At 44.5% G+C, this 22565-nt stretch carries 24 protein-coding genes and 1 pseudogene; 6 read left to right on the top strand and 19 right to left on the bottom strand.

Translation table 11 applies throughout. The annotated features are described in order from the left end of the window. Positions 1 to 62 precede the first annotated feature (62 nt). From NSU16_RS06795 to NSU16_RS06780, 4 genes are read right to left on the bottom strand one after another with little or no spacing between them, the layout of a single operon-like run. Positions 63 to 230 carry a hypothetical protein gene (locus NSU16_RS06795; protein WP_168747496.1) on the bottom strand — a complete coding sequence of 56 codons (168 nt, stop codon included), beginning with the start codon at positions 228 to 230 and terminating at the stop codon, positions 63 to 65. Beyond that, positions 230 to 1030 (bottom strand): ATP-binding protein, encoded by an 801-nt coding sequence (locus NSU16_RS06790; protein ID WP_168747495.1) that lies wholly within the window; start codon positions 1028 to 1030, stop codon positions 230 to 232. The genes NSU16_RS06795 and NSU16_RS06790 overlap by 1 nt, the downstream gene beginning before the upstream one ends. Next, positions 930 to 1766, bottom strand: a complete 837-nt coding sequence (locus tag NSU16_RS06785; RefSeq protein WP_339192387.1) for a phage portal protein — start codon at positions 1764 to 1766, stop codon at positions 930 to 932. The genes NSU16_RS06790 and NSU16_RS06785 overlap by 101 nt, the downstream gene beginning before the upstream one ends. Then, on the bottom strand, positions 1753 to 1932 hold the full coding sequence (locus tag NSU16_RS06780) for a hypothetical protein (protein ID WP_229147937.1): 180 nt from the start codon (positions 1930 to 1932) through the stop codon (positions 1753 to 1755). The genes NSU16_RS06785 and NSU16_RS06780 overlap by 14 nt, the downstream gene beginning before the upstream one ends. A 178-nt stretch (positions 1933 to 2110) precedes the next feature. On the opposite strand from NSU16_RS06780, the gene xre reads away from it, so the two are divergent. Continuing rightward, on the top strand, positions 2111 to 2452 hold the full coding sequence (gene xre, locus NSU16_RS06775) for an HTH-type transcriptional regulator Xre (protein ID WP_268446454.1): 342 nt from the start codon (positions 2111 to 2113) through the stop codon (positions 2450 to 2452). A gap of 162 nt (positions 2453 to 2614) precedes the next feature. Beyond that, positions 2615 to 3211 (top strand): ImmA/IrrE family metallo-endopeptidase, encoded by a 597-nt coding sequence (locus tag NSU16_RS06770; RefSeq protein ID WP_010333884.1) that lies wholly within the window; start codon positions 2615 to 2617, stop codon positions 3209 to 3211. 44 nt (positions 3212 to 3255) lie between these two features. On the opposite strand, the gene NSU16_RS06765 is transcribed toward NSU16_RS06770, so the two are convergent. Further along, on the bottom strand, positions 3256 to 4092 hold the full coding sequence (locus NSU16_RS06765; protein ID WP_010333883.1) for a manganese catalase family protein: 837 nt from the start codon (positions 4090 to 4092) through the stop codon (positions 3256 to 3258). A gap of 67 nt (positions 4093 to 4159) precedes the next feature. Then, the gene (locus NSU16_RS06760; RefSeq protein WP_339192385.1) at positions 4160 to 4771 is read right to left on the bottom strand and encodes a poly-gamma-glutamate hydrolase family protein; all 612 of its coding nucleotides are present in this window, start codon (positions 4769 to 4771) and stop codon (positions 4160 to 4162) included. Positions 4772 to 5272: 501 nt separating this feature from the next. Here NSU16_RS06760 and NSU16_RS06755 point away from each other — a divergent pair. Beyond that, on the top strand, positions 5273 to 5500 hold the full coding sequence (locus NSU16_RS06755) for a hypothetical protein (RefSeq protein WP_026014694.1): 228 nt from the start codon (positions 5273 to 5275) through the stop codon (positions 5498 to 5500). 263 nt (positions 5501 to 5763) lie between these two features. Here the strand turns inward: NSU16_RS06755 and NSU16_RS06750 are convergent, their stop codons facing one another. Continuing rightward, entirely contained in the window at positions 5764 to 6708 is a 945-nt protein-coding gene (locus tag NSU16_RS06750) for an N-acetylmuramoyl-L-alanine amidase (protein ID WP_339192383.1), read from the bottom strand. A 55-nt stretch (positions 6709 to 6763) separates the two neighbouring features. Between NSU16_RS06750 and NSU16_RS06745 the strand changes: the two are divergent. Next, positions 6764 to 6976: pseudogene (locus tag NSU16_RS06745) on the top strand (hypothetical protein). A 41-nt stretch (positions 6977 to 7017) separates the two neighbouring features. Here the strand turns inward: NSU16_RS06745 and phrA are convergent. Next, positions 7018 to 7152 carry a phosphatase RapA inhibitor PhrA gene (gene phrA, locus NSU16_RS06740; RefSeq protein ID WP_010333880.1) on the bottom strand — a complete coding sequence of 45 codons (135 nt, stop codon included), beginning with the start codon at positions 7150 to 7152 and terminating at the stop codon, positions 7018 to 7020. Next, on the bottom strand, positions 7142 to 8278 hold the full coding sequence (rapA, locus tag NSU16_RS06735) for a response regulator aspartate phosphatase RapA (RefSeq protein ID WP_168747490.1): 1137 nt from the start codon (positions 8276 to 8278) through the stop codon (positions 7142 to 7144). The genes phrA and rapA overlap by 11 nt, the downstream gene beginning before the upstream one ends. Positions 8279 to 8479: 201 nt before the next feature. On the opposite strand from rapA, the gene NSU16_RS06730 reads away from it, so the two are divergent. Next, the gene (locus tag NSU16_RS06730; RefSeq protein WP_339192380.1) at positions 8480 to 8944 is read left to right on the top strand and encodes a DinB family protein; all 465 of its coding nucleotides are present in this window, start codon (positions 8480 to 8482) and stop codon (positions 8942 to 8944) included. Between the two features lie 340 nt (positions 8945 to 9284). Beyond that, entirely contained in the window at positions 9285 to 10049 is a 765-nt protein-coding gene (locus NSU16_RS06725) for a sulfite exporter TauE/SafE family protein (RefSeq protein ID WP_044156273.1), read from the top strand. Between the two features lie 37 nt (positions 10050 to 10086). On the opposite strand, the gene NSU16_RS06720 is transcribed toward NSU16_RS06725, so the two are convergent. The 10 genes from NSU16_RS06720 to uxaC all read right to left on the bottom strand — a co-directional run bounded on the left by NSU16_RS06720 (position 10087) and on the right by uxaC (position 22450). Further along, a complete protein-coding gene (locus NSU16_RS06720; RefSeq protein WP_339192378.1) occupies positions 10087 to 11580 on the bottom strand; it encodes an altronate dehydratase family protein in 1494 nt (497 codons plus the stop codon). Further along, positions 11577 to 13016 carry a tagaturonate reductase gene (locus tag NSU16_RS06715; protein ID WP_168747488.1) on the bottom strand — a complete coding sequence of 480 codons (1440 nt, stop codon included), beginning with the start codon at positions 13014 to 13016 and terminating at the stop codon, positions 11577 to 11579. Before NSU16_RS06715 ends, NSU16_RS06720 begins: the two co-directional genes overlap by 4 nt. Positions 13017 to 13094: 78 nt before the next feature. Next, positions 13095 to 14096, bottom strand: coding sequence for a LacI family DNA-binding transcriptional regulator (locus NSU16_RS06710; protein WP_339192377.1), 1002 nt, complete (start codon positions 14094 to 14096; stop codon positions 13095 to 13097). Positions 14097 to 14183: 87 nt separating this feature from the next. After that, positions 14184 to 15452 carry an MFS transporter gene (locus NSU16_RS06705; RefSeq protein WP_010333874.1) on the bottom strand — a complete coding sequence of 423 codons (1269 nt, stop codon included), beginning with the start codon at positions 15450 to 15452 and terminating at the stop codon, positions 14184 to 14186. Positions 15453 to 15497: 45 nt separating this feature from the next. Further along, positions 15498 to 16334, bottom strand: a complete 837-nt coding sequence (locus NSU16_RS06700; protein ID WP_339192376.1) for an SDR family oxidoreductase — start codon at positions 16332 to 16334, stop codon at positions 15498 to 15500. Next, positions 16331 to 17410: a mannonate dehydratase gene (uxuA, locus tag NSU16_RS06695; RefSeq protein WP_339192374.1), complete on the bottom strand. Its 1080-nt coding sequence runs from the start codon at positions 17408 to 17410 to the stop codon at positions 16331 to 16333. The genes NSU16_RS06700 and uxuA overlap by 4 nt, the downstream gene beginning before the upstream one ends. 23 nt (positions 17411 to 17433) lie before the next feature. Further along, entirely contained in the window at positions 17434 to 18453 is a 1020-nt protein-coding gene (locus NSU16_RS06690; RefSeq protein WP_268448564.1) for a zinc-binding alcohol dehydrogenase family protein, read from the bottom strand. A 4-nt stretch (positions 18454 to 18457) separates the two neighbouring features. Then, positions 18458 to 19471: an ureidoglycolate dehydrogenase gene (allD, locus tag NSU16_RS06685; protein ID WP_339192370.1), complete on the bottom strand. Its 1014-nt coding sequence runs from the start codon at positions 19469 to 19471 to the stop codon at positions 18458 to 18460. A 99-nt stretch (positions 19472 to 19570) separates the two neighbouring features. Continuing rightward, positions 19571 to 20950 carry an MFS transporter gene (locus NSU16_RS06680; protein ID WP_029441212.1) on the bottom strand — a complete coding sequence of 460 codons (1380 nt, stop codon included), beginning with the start codon at positions 20948 to 20950 and terminating at the stop codon, positions 19571 to 19573. Positions 20951 to 21028: 78 nt separating this feature from the next. Beyond that, entirely contained in the window at positions 21029 to 22450 is a 1422-nt protein-coding gene (gene uxaC, locus NSU16_RS06675) for a glucuronate isomerase (RefSeq protein ID WP_339192368.1), read from the bottom strand. Positions 22451 to 22565: the final 115 nt, after the last annotated feature.

Genomic DNA, 22565 nt, shown 5'->3' with positions numbered 1-22565 from the left:
GTTCGATGTTTTTTTCTGTTCGCTTCGCCCGAAACAGCAAAGCGAAAAGAGCAGCCAGCTGTTTAATCACGGGCATTCAGCCCCGCTTTTCCGGCTGTCAGCATTTGTTCCAGCCTTTGAATAACCGGCGTTAAATCATTGCCGGACCGGCAGTTCGGACATGGATGAAAAACCGCTCCGATCCCGGTATGTTCAACAATTACTTTCTTTGCATGACAGAGCTTGCACATTATCTGATGCCCTCCAATCTATGATTCAGGTCATACGCTGTTCCTTTAATAATCACTAAATAATCACTGCACATTTCATAGATTCTCGTGCCGATCGCTTCATCAACCCGGACAAGCGTTTCAATCGTAAGCTCGCTTGAAAGCAGAATCGGTTTATGATTTAAGTAGCGGTAGTTCAAAACGGAATACATTTGTTCCAGCTGCCAATCAGTGGCGCGCGGTTTGCCGTTTACCGGTTTAAAGAGATCATCAATGAACAGCACGTCTGCCTGCTTTATTCGGTTCAGCTTAGCTTCTAAAAGGTCAAAATCATTTTTTAAATCAGTAAAGCCTTCGACGAATGGAAAATAAATGACCGGCACATGGCGCTTTCTCATCAAGTCATTAGCCGCAGCAGTAAGAAGGTGTGTTTTCCCGGAACCGGGCTGACCCAAAAGGGCGATGCTGTTTTTCCGGCTGTCCTTGATGTGTTCATAATCCGCCACAAACTCTTTGGCGCATTCAAACGCGTCCTTGACGGCCTGTGGCTTCCCTTGGGTGCGGAATTCATGAAAGCCAAGCTGTCTGAAGGCAGGGGTAATTTCACTGGCGCCCAGCAACCGTTTCACTTTTCGTTCTGCCATACAGCTGCACATTGTCCATACTTCCAGACCGTCTTGCCGGCTGAGATATCCCCCCTGATCCTTGCATCTCTGGCAATCATACCGGCTTGCGTCTGATTCGGCCGGTTTGTCCGCCAGTAATGGACGTCTCCCTTTTCTCAGCTCGTCTAAAATCTGCTCGATTGTATGTTTTGTCATTACTTTCATTCCTCTCATGTTGTTTTGCGGCGGTCTTTTTGGCTTGCTGCGCGAAAAATCGGTCTTCGATGAATTTCGAACAGTAGCGAAAGGCCTTTATCGTTTCAGAAGCAGCGGTTCGCCGGTTTTCAAAAGCTTGAAAACATTCCTCAAGCCATTTGATTGTTTGCGTTACAGGAACGCCGATGGCGACAATACGAGCGATGGCTTGATAATCTCTGGAGGAAGGATACACGGTGCGTCCTTCTTGAGCCGACCGTAATTGTGTAAACCGCTTCGCAATGTGATCCACTGCATCATCAGCAGCAGTATATGTTTTTGTTTTATCTATATTAGAGCGGTCTTCTTTGTCCAGTGCCAGCGGCGAAAATGACCGCTCTTTATCGCTGCGTTGCTCCGTTTTGTCCGATCTGAAGCTGAATTTTTTGGAATGCTTCACAGAAATCATGAGTCCGTATGGCGCGCGGGCAGCCTTTATGTATCCATGGCTTTCAAGAAGCTCCAGCCATCTTCTGACTGTTTTTTCACTAACACCGAATACGGCTGCCATCTCTCTTGCTTTTAATGGCTTATGGCCGAGCACAATTCCCCAGTTCACGCCGTCCATTTCAATTTCTTTTGTCGTTGAGCTGATAAACCAGAGAAACAGCCACAGAGCCGACCCTATTTTGTCATAATGTTCTGAATTCAACAGTCCTGAATACATCGGAAAAGGATAGCTTTTATCCCCTTTCATTGCGTTTCACCTCTTCTTTTAACAGCAAGTACGCTTGAAATTGTTCTCGATTTTCAAAATGGAATACCGGAAGGCCGCATGCCGTAAAAGAAATGGAGCCGCCGGATTGTCCGAGATGGCGCTGATCTATCGGATTTTCACTAAAAACGATTTGAATCGGATGCATGTGATCACTCTCCCGATTTGTTTTTGATACAATTCGTATCAACTGTTACCAAGTATAAACGATACATTCTGTATCATCAAGTTATTTTTGATACTTTTTTTATCATAACTTTATTTTGATACAGATTGTATCTATAATCGTAAGTAACTTAGGGAGTTAAAAAAAGAGAGGTCATAGTATGATAGGCAGCAGATTGAAGAGTCTCAGAGGGAAAAGGACACAGGAAGAAATCGCATCTCACATCGGTGTATCGCGCGCACGCTATTCTCATTATGAAAATGGGCGAAGCGAACCTGATTACGACACACTGCAAAAGCTGGCTGATTACTTCCAAGTGACAACGGATTACTTATTAACAGGAAAAGAAAAAAAATCTGATGATGATATGTTTTCTGATCCGGACTTGCAGCTCGCATACCGGGATATGCAGGATTTTTCCCCGGAAAGCAAGCAGCAGGCCATTGAATTTATCAACTATTTAAAAGAAAAAGAAAAGAACCGGAAACCGAAAAACAAATAAATATTTTTTCTGTTCTCTAAAACATATAAAAAATAGACCGATATAAAGAAAAAGTGTTTATTTTTTAAAGAAAAGGGAAAGATTTCAACACACTTTTTTAGTCCTAAACGGGCTTTTCTTTCTCGCTACAAACAGAACATACGTTCGAAAGGGAGTATTCAATTGGGCGATTACTTATCACATCTGGAGGAATACGTAAAAAATTTATACAGTCGGCTGGGCATCACCTCTCCCCATCACATTGACATGCTGAAAATCGCAAACGACCTTGATATATGGGTTCATTTCGAGGAGATGGGAAGCATGATGGTAAAATACGACGGCATGTACAGTATCATATTGAACCAAAAAAAGTCCCAGGAAGAGCAATGGGAGGATTTTGGCCATGAACTGTGCCACGTATTAAAGCATGCAGGCAATCATTTTCAGATGAACAAGCTCTTCAGGGAGCTGCAGGAATTCCAGGCGAACCAATTTATGTACCACTTCTGTGTGCCAACCTTTATGCTGTTGCAGATGGAACTGCCGCAATGGAGAAGTCAGGCTCTTGCAACCATTGCGACGGTATTCCGGGTGACAAAGGACTTTGCTGAGAAAAGACTTGAAATGTTTGAACGGCGTAAAGCAGGTATTCAATTTCAGAAGAGGCTTGCTTATTTATTATCACATAAGCGGCCAAATGCGTACGAGGAAGGCGATCAGCAGCACTTGCAGGTCGCTGAAGAAAAAGCGTTGTATCAAATCGGCAAATACAGCTAATCAAAAACGGGCTGGGGACATTTGCCCTCAGCCCGGCATAGATATTAATATTTCGACATCGGAGGCATGGTATTCTGCAGCCACATTGGCGCCGGTTTAAGATGAGGCGCAGATGCGAACGCAATCGGAGCCGGGATATACCTGAATTCGCCCCGGCCATCAAAGGCTTCGCCATGAGCCCACCTTCCCTGTGAGCTTTCATCCCCTCTGGAAAAGTTAAACAGATCATAGGATACTTCCTGCTTTTCTAGCTCACGCGGAAATGTCGTGGGAACGACAATATCCCGTTCTCTTTCTTCCAGCTCTTTAATCGCTGCATACCACATATTTTGATGATAAGTATCCCTTGCAATCAAAAATGACAGCATATCTCTTACCCCGGGATCATCAGTCATGGCATAGAGTCGCGTCACCTGAAGGCGCCCCTGGGCTTCCGCATTTAAGTTTGCGCGGAAATCCGCCAGCAGATTTCCGCTTGAGATAATGTATTTTGCATTCCACGGATAACCCTCACTATCTGATGCCATCGCACCTAAGCCGGACACAATAGCATGCTGAGGGTTCATCCCTGACATCACTGCTGCAATAGCGGGGTTGCTTTTATAAGCATTTTCCTGTACATCAGCGGGAGCACCATCCAGAAGCCTGGAAATCATTGTAGCCAACATTTCCACATGTCCGATCTCTTCCGTCCCCACATCACATAGCAAATCTTTATACTTGGCATCTGCCCTGCAGTTAAAACCCTGAAACAAATATTGCATCATCACGCTAATTTCACCAAATTGGCCGCCCAGCACCTCTTGCAGCTTTTTCGCATAAACAGGATCCGGACGGGAAGGCTTTGCCTGATATTGAAGCTCTTTAATATGATAAAACATGAGTTCATTCCTCCCTACGCATTCACACATTCACAGCGTATGAAGAAATAGGCAGTTATTGCAGGTCCTACTTGATTTTTCCATAAAAACCAAGCTTAACAGCATTCACATATTGAGAAAAAAGCTTGTTTTCTATGTACCGTCCCTTACGGCAGCCAAAATTGTGAAACAGCGCGCTTCGCTGCGCCGTACTTAGTTCCAGCTGCAGCCCCATCTCCCTTTTTGTCCGATTGACGATATTTTGCGGATGGACACCTGCCAGCCGGCCTTTTTCATTGACCAGTTCCGCACTGAACCCCGCCTCATTCAGCAACTCACAAATGGCTGCTGCTTTTCTCCGATCCGCGCCTCCGACCAATGTATGCGGCTTTTTCAGATCACGGTAGCCGTGAAAGGCCAGTGCGAATCGGTGGGCGTTTACTTTTTCTAAAGCAAGCGGTTCATCAAAACGAGTGCTTGTCAGGTGAAGCGAACGGTTATTGCGCTGCTTCAATCCTTCAAAAATATAAATGGAACATTGATCAGCAAATGCCCGCACCAGTTCGCTGACGCCCGGCTCAATTCTTCCGCCGTGAGGACCAAGAACAATATGCTCGCTCCCGCTGTTCTCTTCATAAATAATCCGGTACTCCGATTCAGACGCAGAAAGGGATAAAAAACTGTCATACATATCTTTCATGCTAAGCGCTCTCCTTTATCAGTCAGCACCAGTTTACGCTACTCATCTATGAATGAAAACCTTTTTATCGTATTTACATTTCAGGAGATAGATGAAGGGATTTATTGGCAGATTGACTCTACAGCTGAGGCGAAAGAAAAGTTAGCTCTTCTTTTACTAGAGAAGAAAAAATGCGGCGTTTACATTGGAGTGTGATTCTGACACACGTCTTATACGGTCGATCAACAGGTGGATTACTCGGCAAAAAACAATCGTACACAAGCATATCAAGTTACAAGGCGGAAAACATGTTTACTCAAACGAGGCTAAACTATTATTACGTTTATTCAGCAGACTTTCTATTTTATGTCTTCATGCTTGCCAAACCTTTTAACAAACTGATGTAAGCTGGCACGCTATCTATTTAAAACAGCCTTTTTTTAATGACGAATACATATGACCATACCATCTCTTTTTGAATTCATATAATAAAACTGATCAAACATTAAAGGAGGAGTAAGCATGGGTTATTATAAAAAATATAAAGAAGAGTATTACACTTACAAAAAGAAATATTATAAGAAGTATTATGACCATGATAAAAAGTATTATGATGATCATGAGAAAGATTACGATTGCGACAAAAAGTGCTATGACCATGATAAAAAATATTATGACCATGGCAAAAAGTGTTATGATCATGACAAGCATGACTATGATTACAAAGTAGAATATAAAAAATATCACTAAACCTTTAACTTTCTATTTATTTTCCCCGGTAATTACCGGGTCTTTTTTTTTCTGTGTTAATGCTCAAAGATTGTTGCTTCTCTAGATTTCCTTGGCAGCTTTAAGCCTAGGAAATTGTCAATAACACTTAAATCCTTTTGTGGCGCGGCACTCCCCTGCTGTGCCAAATCAGTCTAAAAGTATATCTGATATTCAAGAGGTTCTCACTGCGTTTATGTAAGATGAAAAAGGAAGCTCCATTCAGGTGAAGCTTCCTTTTTTCATTATAGTTTTTGTTCCATTTTGGCTTTCGTTTTCGGCCCGTAAATGCCGTCTGCCGTTAAACCGCTGACAGATTGAAAGCGTTTCACAGCATTTGCTGTTTTTGGCCCATATACACCGTCCACCCCATGATTCTTCGCCCCTTTATCAGGATAAAAATATAGAGCTGCCAGTGCAGTTTGCACCTGCTTTACTTTTGTGCCTTTTGTCAGCGGGCTCGTTACTTTGATAACCCCGGATGGCAGCGGGTATGAGGATGGGGCATGGCTTTTAGAAGAAGCGGTCCCGGAAAGCTTGATCTCTTGTCCGACTTTAATGAGATTTGGATCAGTAATGTGATTGAAGCTTTGCAGTGTTTTCACACTCACACCATGTGATGCTGCAATGCCGGACAGCGTATCTCCTTTTTTCACATAATACACTTGCGCAGAAGATGAAGCTTTTTTCGCTGATACGCCACCGTTTAATTCCTTTTCAATTGCCGCCTTGACTTGCTCCCAGCGCCCCTCTGATAAAATGCGGTGCGGACAGTATTTACGGTTCCAGTCTTGGTGCTTTCTGACACGGTCAATTCCCCAGCCCCGCTCCTTCAAAAGCTGTGCCACAAAAGAGATCGCCAATGCCTCGGCTGCCTCGTACTTTGGGCCTCCCGATTTGCTGTAGCAAATTTCAACGCCGATCGACTTGCGGTTGCCTGTACCGTTTGTCCCGTCACCAGTATGCCAAGCGTTACGGTTAAGCGGCAGTCCTTGAATCACCTCTTTATCGTCAACCGCGAAATGAAAGCTTGTCGAGCTGGTGTTGCCGATCATGTAGCTGATTTCATTGGCAGCGGACGCGTCGTTGGCCGTGTTGTGAATGGTAATATATTCAGCGGACATCGCATTCGGGCATTTCAGCGCGTACTTCGCCTCAGAAACCAAATTTTTCTTCACTTGAATGCTCACTATCATCTCTCCTTTTTCTTTTTTCATTAATAGGTGGCATTCGTAGGACGAAAATATTGTGTCTTCCGTCACCTTCGCAGCCGGACACTACGAGTTTTTAAACCGCTTACAAGCTCAAAAACGCTTAATAATGTTCGGGCCATTCAGCGACGCCTTGCAGAGCCTACGTCATCAAAGCGGGCTGAGGCGCGCGAAATCGGACAAGCTAATCCATTGGTGTCCAGCGGGTCCTCTAAAGCTGGCCATTAAGGAATGGAAGCTAAAATAAAAAAGACCCTTCCGCAACCGGAGGGGTTTTTTTCGTTATCATCATGTTTGATTACGTGCCGCAATATGAAATGTTTTTCCCTCTGTATCCGCTGTTTCTCCTGCATGGACCATCTCCTGAGTAAAGCTGAACACGACCGCAACGATTAACAAACCTGACATCCATTTAGATTTCATATAAACAATCTCCTCTCTGGATTTGTTTTTGTGCGTGCACCATTTTCTCATAAAAGGAAAGTGCTTTTTCAGGCTGTCCGTTTTCTATATAGAATTGGGCAGCATCATGCGCCAGCTCTTCAATATAAGGATACAGCATATGTTCTTCGAGAAATTGAAAGGTGTGTGAGACTGATTCTGTGTCAATGTTTTTTCCGTATAACGCATGTAAAAATTGAAAAAGCTCCACGAATAATTCATCACTATACTGACGGGCGATTTCCAATCCTTCACGATATTGCTTTTGCGCCTCGGCATCATTTTTTTGTTTATACAGAACTTGTGTTAATGAGTAGATAGAATGCGGAAGATTATCGAACTTTTCCGACTTGCAAATAGAAACAGATTTCTCAAAGTATACGGCTGCCTTTTGCAGTTCACCCATTTTCTCGTAACAGTTTCCGAGATTGTAAAGGGCCGAACTGATCAGGCGGGGATTGCCTTCTTTCTTTGCAAGATCTAAAGCCAGTTCTAAATGGGGCAATGCTCTTTCTGGATACTGCATATCATCATAATTACCTGCAATAACGAATTCACATTGGATTCTGCGGACAGTGTACGTTTCATACATCTGATACGTTTCTAACGCCTGAACGGCATAGCTCATAGAGACATACGTCTGCTTTAAATTGTAAAAGATCTCAGCCATTTTAAAAGCAAATTCAGCTTTTTCAATGTCGTCTGACACAAGGGCAAGGTTCTTTTCTGCCCTCTTATAGTACATCATGGCACTGACAAACATTTTCTGCTTAAATTCATACATCCCGCGAAAAAAGTTAAAGTAGTACTCGAGCAGTCCTGTCAGCTTGTACTGATTCCCTTCGATGTCTTCTAATAATTCTGAAAACTCTAGCTGTGAGGTGTCCTCTCCAAAAGGCTTAATGTAATCCAGCATAACACGGTGCCTAAATTCCATTAGAGAATAATACAGCAGTAAATCTTGATCTTCTTCCATATCCTCGATTTCTCTTTCTACTTCGAGCTTGACCCGTTCTGCTTCAGCTACGTGAAACTGCCGGATATGGGTATACCATTCATTAATTTTAAGCCCGACATAAGAGGACGGAATAGTCTGCTTCATCCTCAATTAATCCCCCCTTTTATATACCCGAGATATGTCATATTTTATCATATTTACAAGAAAAAGAAGAACGCAAAAAGACCGCAATTGTCGAATTTCGGCTAACCGCAAGAATAACAATCAATTCTTAGCATATTGCTTGTTAATTTATGCCCATTGATATAGGATTTCATTGCAACATTTATTTTGAATATGGAGGAGATTCTATTGACCCAATCCACTCAAATTGTGAGTCACTTTTTGTCACATCGCAATGTGACGATTGAGCTGACAGAAAAAATCAGCAAAGACCATTACAGCTACAAACCGACGGAAACATCAATGTCAGCAGAAGAGCTTGTCAAGCACATCCTGACGTCTTTCTATCTGTTCGCAAATGTCATTAAAGAAGGCAATGCCTCACCTTTTCAAAACCAGCAGGAAGAAACGGAAACGGATCTCAATGTTTTGGCTAAAACGTATACAGAAAAAACGGCTGCCATCCTTGAACAGCTGACTGAGGAACACCTTAACAGAGAAATTGATTTGACAGCTGCTTTCGGAAGAAAATTCACTGGCAGCGCATTGCTTCAGCTTGCGCTAGAGCATGAAATTCACCATAAAGGCAACCTGTTTGTTTATGTAAGAGAAATGGGCCATACGGAGCTGCCGTTTTATCAGCAGCGTATGTAACCTAAAAAAAGATACCTGACCTAAAGGTATCTTTTTTATTGCCTTCGTTTCCTACCGCATCCAATTCACACCTCGATTCCCAGTGACAGCAGGTATTGGCACAAAGATGGCTGAATGGTTGACCTAATTCAACCAAATACCGACCCGAATGACCTGTTTTAACCGGTCAAACTTACTCCCATCTCGTCCTGACACTCATTATGGGGCAAATGAATAAAGATATTGAGCATACAAAAATCATAGAAGCATCCGTACAAATATTCAAAAAATTTAATTGATTAAAGCGACCTAATCATATATAATCTGATAAAAATAGTCGGGTTTTCAGGAGGCCTTTATCATGAGTGTTAGCATCATTTTGATGGGTTTGTTAGTCGGTGTCTTAGTCGGATTGACAGGTGTAGGCGGAGCTGCGCTTTTAACTCCTCTTTTAATAGTGCTTGGAATCAATCCTTCCATAGCGGTCGGCACGGACCTTGTCTATAACTCAATCACCAAGCTGTTTGGCGTTGCGTCCCATTGGCGGCAGAAAACAATCAATTTTAAATTGGTAAAATACTTAGCCATCGGCAGTATTCCGAGTGCTTCTATAGCCATTGGCATACTTCATTTGTTTCCCGCCTTCCACCAGCATCAGGAAGAGATTATTAAACACGCTCTTGGTTATGTTCTGACCCTAGTTGCCATTTCGATCATCGTCCGCCTGTTTCTGGACAAAAAACTTCGCCCGAACCGCTGGCAGCTGATGCCGCTAGAAGATAAGCGAATGCTTACGATTCTAATCGGTGTCGTGTTTGGATTTATCGTCGGCTTAACATCGATCGGTTCCGGCTCGTTGTTTGCGATTGCTATGCTGTACTTATTTAAAATGAAAACATCCGACATTGTCGGAACCGATATTGCGCATGCTTTTCTGCTCGTTACTGCGGCAGGTATTTTAAACGCAAGCTTCGGGAGCGTTGATTATTTGTTAGCGGCCAATTTGCTTATCGGTTCCATTCCGGGGGTGCTGGTTGGCAGTCATCTCTCACCTAGATTTTCACCCCGTCCGCTGCAATTTATTATGGCATCCATTATCTTAATCAGCGGATTAAAGCTGATTTAATCAAGAAAGGCTATCCTTTACAGGATAGCCTTTCTTGTTATAGCGTCACACCCGATTTAAAAATAGCAAGCTCTCTGAAGTCATTTTTTTCGTGATTCACAAGCTCTCCGCTTGCAACCTTCGTGATGTAATCGATAAACTCTCGAAGCACAAATTCTTCATGAACATCATCCTCTGCTAAGAGACCTGCGTTAAAATCAATCCAGTGCGGCTTCGTCTCGTACAGCTGTGTATTCGTCGCCACCTTTACCGTTGGAACAAAAGTGCCGAACGGCGTACCTCGCCCAGTTGTAAACAGGACAATGTGGCAGCCCGCCGCAGCCAATGCGGAGGAAGCGATTAAATCATTGCCAGGCGCGCTCAAAAGCGTCAGTCCGTTTGTCTTAAGCACTTCTCCGTATTTTAATACATCTGAGACAGGAGAAATCCCCGCTTTTTGCGTGCAGCCCAGCGATTTATCCTCAAGGGTGGAAATGCCGCCTGCTTTGTTGCCTGGCGAAGGGTTTTCGTACACCGGCTGATCATGCTGAATAAAATATTGTTTAAAATCATTGATTAAATCGACAATCTTATGGAATACCTCTTCATTGGCAGCCCGCTGCATCAGCAGCGTTTCCGCACCGAACATCTCCGGTACCTCCGTCAGAACCGTGCTGCCCCCTTGCGCGATGATATAATCAGAAAACCGTCCGAGCAATGGGTTCGCTGTGATGCCGGAAAAACCGTCAGATCCCCCGCATTTCAACCCTATTTTCAGTTCAGAAAGCGGGATGTCTTCCCGTTTATCCCCTTTGGCGGCTTCATGAATGTCCTTCAGCAATGCGACACCTGCCTCCATTTCGTCTGTCACCGACTGGGATTCGAGAAACTTCACCCGATCCTTGTTGACATCCTGAAGCGCTTTTTTCATTGATGCCAGCTCGTTATTTTCACAGCCGAGCCCCAGCACCAAGACACCGCCGGCATTTGGATGGCGAATGGCGTTCAGCAGGATTTGCCTAGTATTTTCATGATCATCGCCAAGCTGTGAGCATCCGTATTGATGTTTTAACACTAACACATTGTCAAACGGGGCAATATCTCCCGTTTCTCTGACAAACCGCTGAAGCATTTTTTCGGCAATTCCATTGACACAGCCGACGGTTGGCACGATCCACAATTCATTGCGGACACCGGCATTTCCGTTTTCTCTTCTATATCCTTTAAATGTCCGGTTCTCATGCGTGTATGGATTTTTTTCAAATCTCGGTGTATAACTGTACGTTTGAATATCAGATAAATTTGTTTTTGTATTATGAACATGAATATGCTCTCCAATAAAAATATCTTTTAACGCATGCCCGATCGGAAACCCGTATTTGATGATGCTGTCATTTTCCTTTATATGCTGCAATGCAATCTTATGGCCTCTTTTAATATCATCTTTTACTTCAATCATCACGCCGCCCGCATTCAGCCGCTCTCCCTTCTGAATATCACGCAGAGCAAGCAAAACATTATCCTGTCTATGAATCTTTATAAATGATTTCACAGCACTTTCCCCCTTTGCAGACAGCATTGTTCAAGAGCCCGCTCCATTCCCAGTTCATGAATATGATTCAAGTACTCAGCGACTCTCTCAGTCAGCTTCGGAATCTCATTCAGATTTGCTCCCCACAGCCATTGTTCTCCTAATAAGGCTGAAGCGATACGGAGCATATCTCCGGTCTCCTGATTCCAAACCTCTTGGAAAAATCGAAGAACAGCCGGGTCATCCTGCATTTCCCTATTTCGATAACTATACAGAAGCGCGCTGAATGAAAACACTAAACGTGCAGGAAGCTGTCCCTTCTGTTCAACATATTCCTGAAGGGTCGGCAGGTTTCTCGTTTTGAATTTCGACACTGAATTCAGTGCGATGCTTTCTACATAATGTTTGATGTACGGGTTTTTAAAGCGATTCAGCACATCCTCCGCATATTGAGTAAGCCCTTCCATTTTCAAAACAGGAAGTATTTCATCATGAATCAGTTCCTCAACAAAGCGCCCCACTGCCGGATGTTCAACTGAATCACGCACCGTTTTCAAACCGTATAAAGAAGCCACTGGCGTCATTGCCGTATGCGCGCCATTTAAAATTCTCACTTTTTTCGTCCGATATGGGGTCAGATCACTGACAATCTTTGTATGGAGACCGGCTGCCGCAAAGGGCAATTCTTCTTCAATCCAATTCGGCCCTTCAATCACCCATAAATAATACTGTTCTCCCACAACAACCAATTCATCTTGATAGCCTAATTCCCCAGTGATCTCATCAATGCTGTCTACAGGATAACCGGGAACAATGCGGTCTACTAAACTATGACAAAACGTGTTGGCGTTCTGAATCCATTGCGTAAACCCCTCTTCCAGCTCCCATAGATCAGCATAATGCAGAACCGCTTCCTTTAGCTTTTGTCCGTTATTTTCAATCAGCTCACATGGAATCAAGACACACCCTTTTGTCTCGTCTCCGGCAAAAGCCTGGTAGCGAAAGTACAGAAAAGCTGTTAATTTCCCTGGAAATGTTTTTTGCGGCCTATCCTCTAAGCGGTCTTCTTTCTCACAAACAATACCAGCTTCGGTCGTATTAGAAATGATAAAACGCAGCTCTTCGCTTGAAGCCAGCTTTTTGAACTCGTCATAGTCGGAAAACAGATCAATCCCGCGGCTGATTGAATTGATAATCGTCTTTTCGTTTACCGCTTCCCCATCCTTCATTCCCTGTAAAAAAAGAGTATATAAGCCATCCTGGTCATTTAATCTATTGATTTTCTCTGAGCCTCTCGGCTGTACAACTGCGACACTTCCATTGAAATCAGTATGCCGATTCAATTGTTCAATTTGCCAATCGACAAACGCCCGCAGAAAATTCCCTTCCCCAAATTGGAGAATTCTTTCTGGATACTGTGTATAGCCTTCGTACAATTTTTTATTCAGCTTTTGCACCGTCATTGCCTCCCTTTCAGATTTATGCACACGTTAACATTTTTCTGTATAAAGAATGCCCGCTGGAAAAACGGGGCATCATGTCGTGACATTTTTTACAGAGTCACGCACCATAAACTCTGTGTTTTCAAAGATTTTTTCTGCTTTTGTATCAGGTGTGCTGATCAGCGCCAATAATTTTTTTGCACCGAGCACGCTGATTTTCTCGACAGGACGTTTCACTGTAGAAAGCCTTGGCGTAATATATTGCGAAAAACCAATATCATCAAATCCGATGACAGATATATCATCAGGCACGCGCATCCCCTTGGCAAATATGGCATTCATTGCTCCGATCGCCATGTCATCATTCGAACAAAAGACAGCGGTTGGCGTGTTCGGAAGCGCCAGCAAACGTTCCATCGCCTGAAAGCCGCTCTCCATATCGTATTGCCCTTTTACACTGTATTCATGTTTAATTGGGATATGATGGCGAATCAGCGCCGCTAAGTAGCCTTCCTTTCGTTGCTGAGAGGATTTAAATCCTTCGATTCCCTCAATGATTGCGATGTCCTGATGTCCGTTTTTAATCAAGTATTCTACAGCTTCCTGAGAACCTTCCTTGTCATTGGACAATATGTTGGTAATGCTCCTGTCATCGATATCCCGGTTCAGCACGACGAGCGGGATCTTTTTTTCCTGAATATGATAAATAAAAGAATTATCAATATCACTTTGACTCATTAAAATAATGCCGTCATATCTCATTGGTGTTACAGAATCATAGCTTTTTAGATCATCAATGCCGCGCACATACAGGTTGTACTCCTCGCTGATCGCCTGGTTTACGCCTTTTATGGTATCAGCGAAAAAACTGTGTGAGGTTCCGTTTGTGATGCTTGTAAAGAAAAGCCCGATCGTATGGGATTTTTGCATTGCAAGGCTTTTCGCATTCACATTCGGTGTATAGTTGAGCTGGGATGCAAGCTCCAATATTTTTTTCTTCGTGTGTTCTTTAATATAAGGGCTGTTATTGAGTGCTCTGGAAACGGTTGTATGGGATACGTTTGCAAGTTTTGCGATATCTTTAATGGTTACCATCTATTTCCCTTCCTTATCATACCGGCTGCGATTAGTTATTACATATTGTATCATCAAACACACCGCCTCTCCCACCATATTTCCAGATTAATAAGAAACCGTATCATCAGCATGCGTTCCGGCAGTGCTGCTGATGATCGGCCGCACAAAACGGATGACAGCCAGCGAAGCGAATACGGCCAGCCCTCCGGCAAGTAAAAATGCGCCAGAAAAAGTCCCTGTCCGGTCAACAATAAAGCCAGTCAAAGCGGGACCGATGATGCCTGCGGTGTTGGCGAGAAAATGCATGAATCCGCCAACAGAACCGACATTCTTTTGATCGACTACATCCTGAATAACAGCCCAGTAGATCGCACCCGTCAAATATAAAAAGAAGACGGACAGAGCCACGAGCGTAACAGCGCTTACAGTTGTGGTGACAAGCCCAGCCAAACCAATCAATACCGCGGAAGAAAACAAACACGTGACAAGCACGACTTTACGCGAAAACAGCACGCCTTTCCGGACTGTTTTTTTGTATACATAATCAGAAACAAATCCCCCGGCTGCCAGGCCGATAAATCCTAAAATCCACGGAATGACTGTAATGACACTCATTGACCCAACACTTAATCCCCGCTCCTCGACAAGATAGCTCGGAAACCACGTCAAAAAGAAGAAAAGGATGTAGTTGTAAGCGAAAAAAGCAAACGCCGTGAACAGAACTGTTTTTTGTTTCAGATAAAAGGTCAGCGGAATTTTTTCCTCGGAAGCGGCTTCTACTTTCATCGCAGGTGCATTGCCCATTGGCTCAGCCGGCTTTTCTTTTACGAATTTTAACCAGAGCAATGCCCAAATCAATCCGATGATCATGATCAGGACGAAGGAAACCTTCCAGCTGAATGCAACGGCGATCATGCCGACAATTGGGCCGGAAATGGCACCGCCAAGGGGCGTTCCGCTATTTGTGACTCCGACAACAGACGCCCGCTGAGTCGGCGGGAACCAGTTATTGACCATTTTATTGATGGTCGCCGAAAGCGGCCCTTCCCCCATTCCAAACAAAATTCGTATGATCAGCAGGCTGACAAAGCCAAAAGCCAAAGCAACTGCTCCGCTGAACAGCGACCAAACGACCATGGCCACAAATAAGGTCAGTTTTGCTCCATAGCGGTCAGATGCCACACCGCCAAGAAAATTGAAAACGGCATATCCAATCGAAAAACTGCTGAAAATCAAGCCCATTTGTGTAGCGGACAGTGTGAGATCATCCTGGATGAATGGAGCTGCAATGGATAATGCCGAACGGTCCAGATAGTTAATTACACCAGCCAGGAACAAAAAAAGGATGACTGGAAGCTTATCTTTTGAAAACATCTCAACCTCACCCCTATGTTGGTTCAGTATCTGTAGCTGCTTTCGTCACACTCCTGAATAAGCCATAAATCCTCCATCGACAGGAACGGTGATGCCGGTGACAAAGCCTGAATAGGAATCATCCGCCAGCCAAAGAAGCGTGCCGAGCAGGTCCTCTGGTTTTCCAAAGCGCTTCATCGGTGTTCCCGCAATAATCTTTTTAGAGCGGTCTGTAAAGCTTCCATCCTTATTGATCAGCAGATCGTGATTTTGTTTTGTCAGAAAAAAGCCTGGTGCGATTGCGTTAACCCGCAGTCCGGTTTCCGCAAAATGAACAGCCAGCCACATTGTAAAGTTATTGATTGATGCCTTGGCCGCACTATACGCCGGGACCTTCGTCATAGGTGAATAAGCGCTCATTGATGAGATATTTACAATGGCCGGTGAGTCTGCCTTCAGCAGTTCCTTTCCAAACACTTGGGTAGCCAGAAATGCCCCAGTGAAGTTGGTTGAGAAAACAGTTGAAAAACCATTTTCATCCATGTCAAAGAATGATTGCCCTTCTCCCTCGTCATCATATGTCTCCACATCAGTAATCGCAGCGGGATGATTTCCTCCTGCTCCGTTAATTAACAAATTGACAGCGCCAAATCGGCCAAGAATTTCAGTCTTCGCCTTCTCAAGCGACGTCCTGTCCAGCACATCAGCAGAAACGGAATATGCCGTACCGCCAGCTTCTGTAATGTCCTGCACAACCTCTTGGCCTGTTTCAGCTGACCGGTTCAGTATCGCCACCTTCATACCATGGCGGGCAAGCTCCCGTGCCATTGCCGAGCAGAGCACACCGCTACCGCCTGTGATAACAGCAACTTTACCTGCCAGCCGATGATGAAGAGGAATCATAATTCCACCTCTTTTTTCGCCATTGATTCGTACGCGTCCCACAGTCCGTTCAAATACATGATGCCTAAAGCGCGATCATATAAACCGTAGCCTGGACGGCATTGCTCTCCCCAAATATGGCGACCGTGATCCGGCCTGACATATCCGTTGTAACCCTGCTTGTGCAGTTCTGCCATAACACTTTGAATATTAATCGAACCGTCCTTTGTCAGATGAGATGTTTCAATAAAATCGCCATTTTCAAAGATCTTCACATTGCGGATGTGTGAAAATGGAGCGAGTCCGGCATATGTTTTAGCAATTTCCACCATATCATTGGCGGGATTGGCTCCCATTGAACCGGTACATAAGGTGATGCAGTTAGAAGGTGAATCTGATATGGCCCGCAGCTTCTCATAGCTTGCCTCTCCTGTGATAATACGCGGCAATCCAAAAATCGGCCAAGGCGGGTCATCCGGATGAATGGCCATTTGAATGCCGTGCGCTTCAGCAACCGGCAGAATTTCCTTCAAAAAGAACGATAAATTGTTCCAGAGCTGTTCTTCATCGACCGCCCTGTAGGCCTCAAACAGTTCTTTGATCTGAGCCATTTTTTCAGGCTCCCACCCCGGGAGTGTCAGGTCAGACGCTTCTTCCACCGTCCGGATCAGCTCTTCAGGCTCCAAGCTCTCCACTTTGGCTTTCTCAAAAAACAGAGCGGTTGAGCCGTCCTCCAGCGGACGGAACATGTCGGTGCGCGTCCAGTCGAAAATCGGCATAAAATTGTAGCAAATCACTTTCACGCCAAAAGCAGACAGATTGCGGATGGTCTGCTTATAATGTTCAATGTACCGACCGCGTTCTTCGCTGCCCAGTTTAATCGCTTCATGAACGTTTACGCTTTCGACAACCTCCGCATGAAAACCATGGGATTGTATATATTCCGTCTCGGCTTTAATTTCTTCTATTTCCCACACTTCCCCAACAGGTTTGTGATGGAGGGCCCAGACGATGCCTTTCACCCCGGGAATTTGTTTCACATGTTCAAGTGTGACTATATCATTGCCTCGTCCATACCATCGAAATGTAAAATTCATCCTGCACCTCCGAATTGAGCCTTTTAATCAAATGTGATCACTGCCTTCCGCACCTGGTCGGGATGCTCCTTGATAAATTGAAACGCGTGATGGACATCATCAACTGAAAATGTATGGGTGACGAGCCCGTTATGCGCTAACCGGCCTTCATTCAGCAGCTTTACAACCTTCGGAAACTGATTTGTCTGGAGTCTTGAGCCGGTAATCGTGACTTCTTTTTTTGTAATGGGGAGCTGAGGAATATGTGACACTCTCTCATCAAATCCAAGCACCACCACACGCCCTGCCGGAGAAACGACATCAACAGAAAGCTCAAAAGTCGCAGGGAGACAGACTGCATCAATGACTACATTGGCTCCTTCACCTCCCGTCCATTCCCGAACCCGCTCAGCCGCATGTTCTGTTTGAACATTCACAACAGCGTCCGCACCGTTCTCAGTGGCAAATGCCAGCCGCTCATTATTTAAGTCGGTTATCATGACGGAAGCACCCGCAAGCTTTGCCATTTTTAACACACAAATGCCGATAGGCCCCGCTCCCTGAATCAGAACGCGATCGCCCTTTTCTACCTGTCCACGCCAAACGGCTTGGGCACCTATCGAATAAGGCTCGGCCATCACTGCCTCCTCCCAGGGCAGCTCTTTTGAAACGACGTGAAGCTGCTTTTCAGGAAGCACAACATATTCCCGCATCCCGCCATCTTCATGAACGCCAAACACAGAAAGCTTCGCGCAAACATTCGGCCGGCCTTTACGGCAGGCATAACAGTTTCCGCAATAAGAAATCGGTTCAATTACAACATGGTCGCCGGCTTTCAGGCCTTTAACATTCGCACCAACCTCCTCCACCTCTCCCGTTACCTCGTGTCCGATTACTCTCGGAAGGGTCGCAAGCGGATTCGTGCCATGATAAATATGCATGTCAGAACCGCAAATTCCGACTCGTTTTACTTTGACGAGCACCTCATCAGCCATTGAAAGAACAGGCTTTTTCATGTCTGCTGTCACCAAATCATACGCTTTTCGCACTTGAACCGCTTTCATTTTCTCACCTGCTTTTTAAAAATTCATACACGCTCCGAGCAATTGAAATCCCGTGCTTCCTGTTTCTTTCCTCATGCAGCTGCTCCAATTCGCCAGGCACATAGACGCGCTCGACTCCTCTAGCCGGAGGTGATTGCTGCAGTTCATCAAGCATGGCGTCCATCTGCTCTAAAAACATATCTTGTCCGGTAAAATAGGACGGATGGATCGCGCAAACATAATGTCCAAGCTTCCTATTTTGATCAAGATCGCCATACATTTTAGCGATATGCGGCCCAAAAGCCGCCCCAGCCAGCAAGCCTGAAAACACATCCACCACAACAGATAGCCCGTAGCCTTTAGGACCCCCGAAGGTTGAAAGTGAGACGACCTTGTGAGGGTCTGTTACCGTCTCTCCGCTTTCATCGACTCCCCACCCTTCTGGTATTTCTGTGCCCTCTTCACGCGCCTGCAGAATCTTTCCAAATGCCACTTTTGACGTCGCCATATCTAGGATAAACGGTTTTTTATGCTTTGCCGGCACCCCATAAGCAATTGGATTCGTGCCTAAAAAAGGAGACCTCCCGCCAAACGGAACTACAATACTGTCAGTATGAGACATAGCGATACCGATCAGTTTTTTCTCAGCCGCTTTTTGCACAAAATAACTTAACGCTCCGCAATGGCTGCTGTTTGTCGCAGTGACCATGCCAACACCATTTTCCATTGCCATTTTAATGGCATGAGCCATCGCCTTATCGGCAATCACATGGCCGAACCCGTCATCACCGTCCAGCACTCCTGTCACCGGACCCGTTTCTTTAAAAATGGGACGCGCTTTTGGATTGATGCCTCCAGCCCTGAGCCTGTTCACATAATGTTCTGTTCGCAAAACACCATGAGAATTTACATTGCGTAAATCAGCGTGTACGAGCACGTCTGCTACTTTTTCGGCATCTCGTTCATTCAAATTGGCGCCGATCAGCTTTTGCTGAACCAGTTCCTTCGCTTCTTCAGCGGAAATCGTTACCGTATTCAATAAAGAGCCTCCTTTCTTTCAGTTTCATCACTTAGCGAAAACCCTTACAAATTATTTTACTTGCAAACTATTCAAAATATTCTATATAGGATTGTTTGATCAGTTTCTATGCTGAAGCTCCTCGACAATCTGGGCATGCTGCTGATCTGTTAGTTTATAAAGAAAACCGATAATAATCATAGCTAATGCCAAAGCAATGGCGGGATACAGAAGAAGAAGCGCTTTAATGCCGATCAGCGCCTGTGCCGTCTGGGCTACGTTCGGCATATACCCGACAAGTCCCAATCCGATCCCGGAGAGAAATCCAGACAATGACTGGGCAAGCTTCCGGGAGAAGTTAAAGAGGGAATACGTTGTTGCTTCTTTCCGCTCACCGGATTTCCACTCGCCATAGTCAATGATATCTGAGACAAGCGCCCACGTAATGCCATTGGGAATACTGATTCCGATAAACGCGATGCTTGCAAGGATGGTAAACACATATACATTTGAAGGAAGCATAAAGTTGATCAGGTCAGCGGCAACACTGATGCCGAAACCAATCATTGCGGTTTGTTTCTTTCCAAACATCTTGACGAGCTTTGGCAGAAACACAACGCCCAAAAAGGAAGAACCAATAATGATAAAGTTCATATAAGCCATCAGTTCGACATTGCCTAGGTTATATTGTGCGAAGTATACGAGCATTGCGGATTTAATGTTGTATGCGGAAATCGAAAAAATGGTCATCAGGACAAGGGTTAACAGCGGTTTGTTCGTTATAAACGTTTTGACGACAGATGAAAATGTTAATTTCTCTTTTGGCGCTTCCGCAATAACAATACGTTCCTTGCAGTTGCGATAGCAAATATAAAACCAAAGCACACCGAGAACAGCAAACAATCCCATGACCACCGGGTAGCCTACCTTCGGGTTATCAAACTTGACGAGCAGCGGCATGACGGCCACGCTTGTGATAAACAAAGCCCCGAGTGAGCCGATTTGGCGAAAAGTAGAGATAGATGTCCGATCTTCCGTATTTTGAGTCATCGCTGCTCCTAATGAGCCGTAGGGAATGTTTACAAATGAATAGCCCACGCCCCACAGCATATAGGATGCATACGCATAAATCAGCTTGCCTGTCGTTGATACATTCGGGGACAGAAAAATAAGAACAGTAAGCACAGCAAGAACAATACTGCCGATTAATAAATAAGGCCTGAATTTCCCCCGCCTGCCGATATTTTTGCGATAATCAATTGATGAGCCGACAATCGGATCTGTAATCGCCGCAAACAGCTTGCTGACTAAAAAAATGCCCCCAGCCATTGCAGCCGGAATTCCCGCTACATCAGTGAAATACTTCAATAAATAAATCTGACCGAGATCAAACATAAAACCGTTGCCAAAATCACCAAAACCATAGGAAATTTTCTCCTTCAGCGGTAGCCTCTTCTCCGTTTCAATCGACACAACCTTATTTTCCAGTTCTGCTCGCATCTTCCACCTCTGTGTCTTAAGAATTTTCGGTGAGATATCCGCTCAGTATGACCCAGACTATTCTGAGCGGAACCTCTTTTATACGTTTGCCTTTTCTTCTTGAAATTGAAAATATTGTTTCGCATTGTGATAGCAAATGCCTTGAACGATACCGCCAAGAAGCTCCATATCTTTCGGCACTTCACCGTTTTCAGCCCATTCGCTGATCAGATTGCAGACAATCCGTCTGAAGTACTCATGGCGTGTATACGACAAAAAGCTTCTGGAATCAGTCAGCATGCCGATAAAACGGCTGAAAAGCCCGACGTTTGATAACGCTTTCATTTGGTCGAGCATCCCATCCTTGGAATCGTTAAACCACCATGCTGTGCCGAATTGTATTTTCCCAGGCGTGATGCCGTCTTGAAAGCTATTGATCATGCTGGCAATGACATAGTTATCATTTGGATTGAGCGAATATAAAATCGTTTTCGGCAGCTGGTTTTTCATTTCGACGGAGTTCAGCAGCCTGTACAAAGGCTTCGCAATTTCTTCGTCATTCATAGAATCATAGCCTGTATCCGGTCCCAATTTCTTCATCATTTTCGTATTCGTATTTCTGAGTGCATTGATATGAAACTGCATCGCCCAGTCAAGCTCAGCATACAATCCGCAAAGAAATTGAAGCGTATATGTCTTGAATTTCTTCTCATCTTCGCAAGAAACCTGTTCCCCGTCTAATCTTGCGGTAAAAATGAGGCCCGCTTCCTCTTTGTCTGTTTCGGCATACACCATTGAATCAATCGCATGATCAGATACTCTGCCGCCGACTGAATGGAAGAAACGCACTCGTTCTTCAAGAGCCTTCAAAAACTCATCATAGGTTGTAATCGACAGTGACGCAGCCCTTTCAAGCGCCTGCACCCAATCCGGGAAGCCTTCGCGATTGATTTCCAGCCCTTTATCCGGCCGAAATCCCGGCAGCACACTGACAGGAAAATCTTTTTCCTCTTTTAATAAGAGGTGGTATTTGAGAGAATCGACAGGGTCATCGGTTGTGCATACTACTTTCACATTGGATTTCACAATAAAATCCCTTGCCCCGAAGCCTTCTCCTTGGAGCAGTTCATTCGTCCGTTTCCATATAGCCGGCGCGGATTTCTCATTTAAAATCTCATAAATTCCAAAAAAACGCTGCAGCTCTAAATGAGTCCAATTGTAGAGCGGATTGCCGATCGCCATCGGCACGGTTTTCGCCCAAGCCATAAATTTCTCCTCATCAGTCGCATCGCCTGTAATGTATGTCTCATCAATCCCATTGGCTCTCATGATGCGCCATTTGTAATGGTCTCCATACAGCCAGGCTTCTGCGATGTTTTGAAATCTCTTATTTTCATAGATTTCATTCGGGCTTAAGTGGCAGTGGTAATCAATAATCGGCATGTCTTTCGCATAATGATGATAAAGTTTGACAGCGGTTTCATTTTTCAGCAAAAAATTTTCGCCCATAAAGGGTTCCATGTCCTCACCGTCTTTCATTCTATTTCAAAATGTTAACGTTAACATTTTGATATGGTTTTATTTTACCTTTATATTCCTCTGGGATCAATCTCTTTTTTGAAAATGAAATGTTAAC

The organism is Bacillus sp. FSL K6-1003 (assembly GCF_037964945.1).
Classification (GTDB): Bacteria; Bacillota; Bacilli; order Bacillales; family Bacillaceae; genus Bacillus; species Bacillus mojavensis.
Note: the sequence above shows the minus strand (reverse complement) of the source record. Positions and strands in the feature narration are given on the sequence as shown.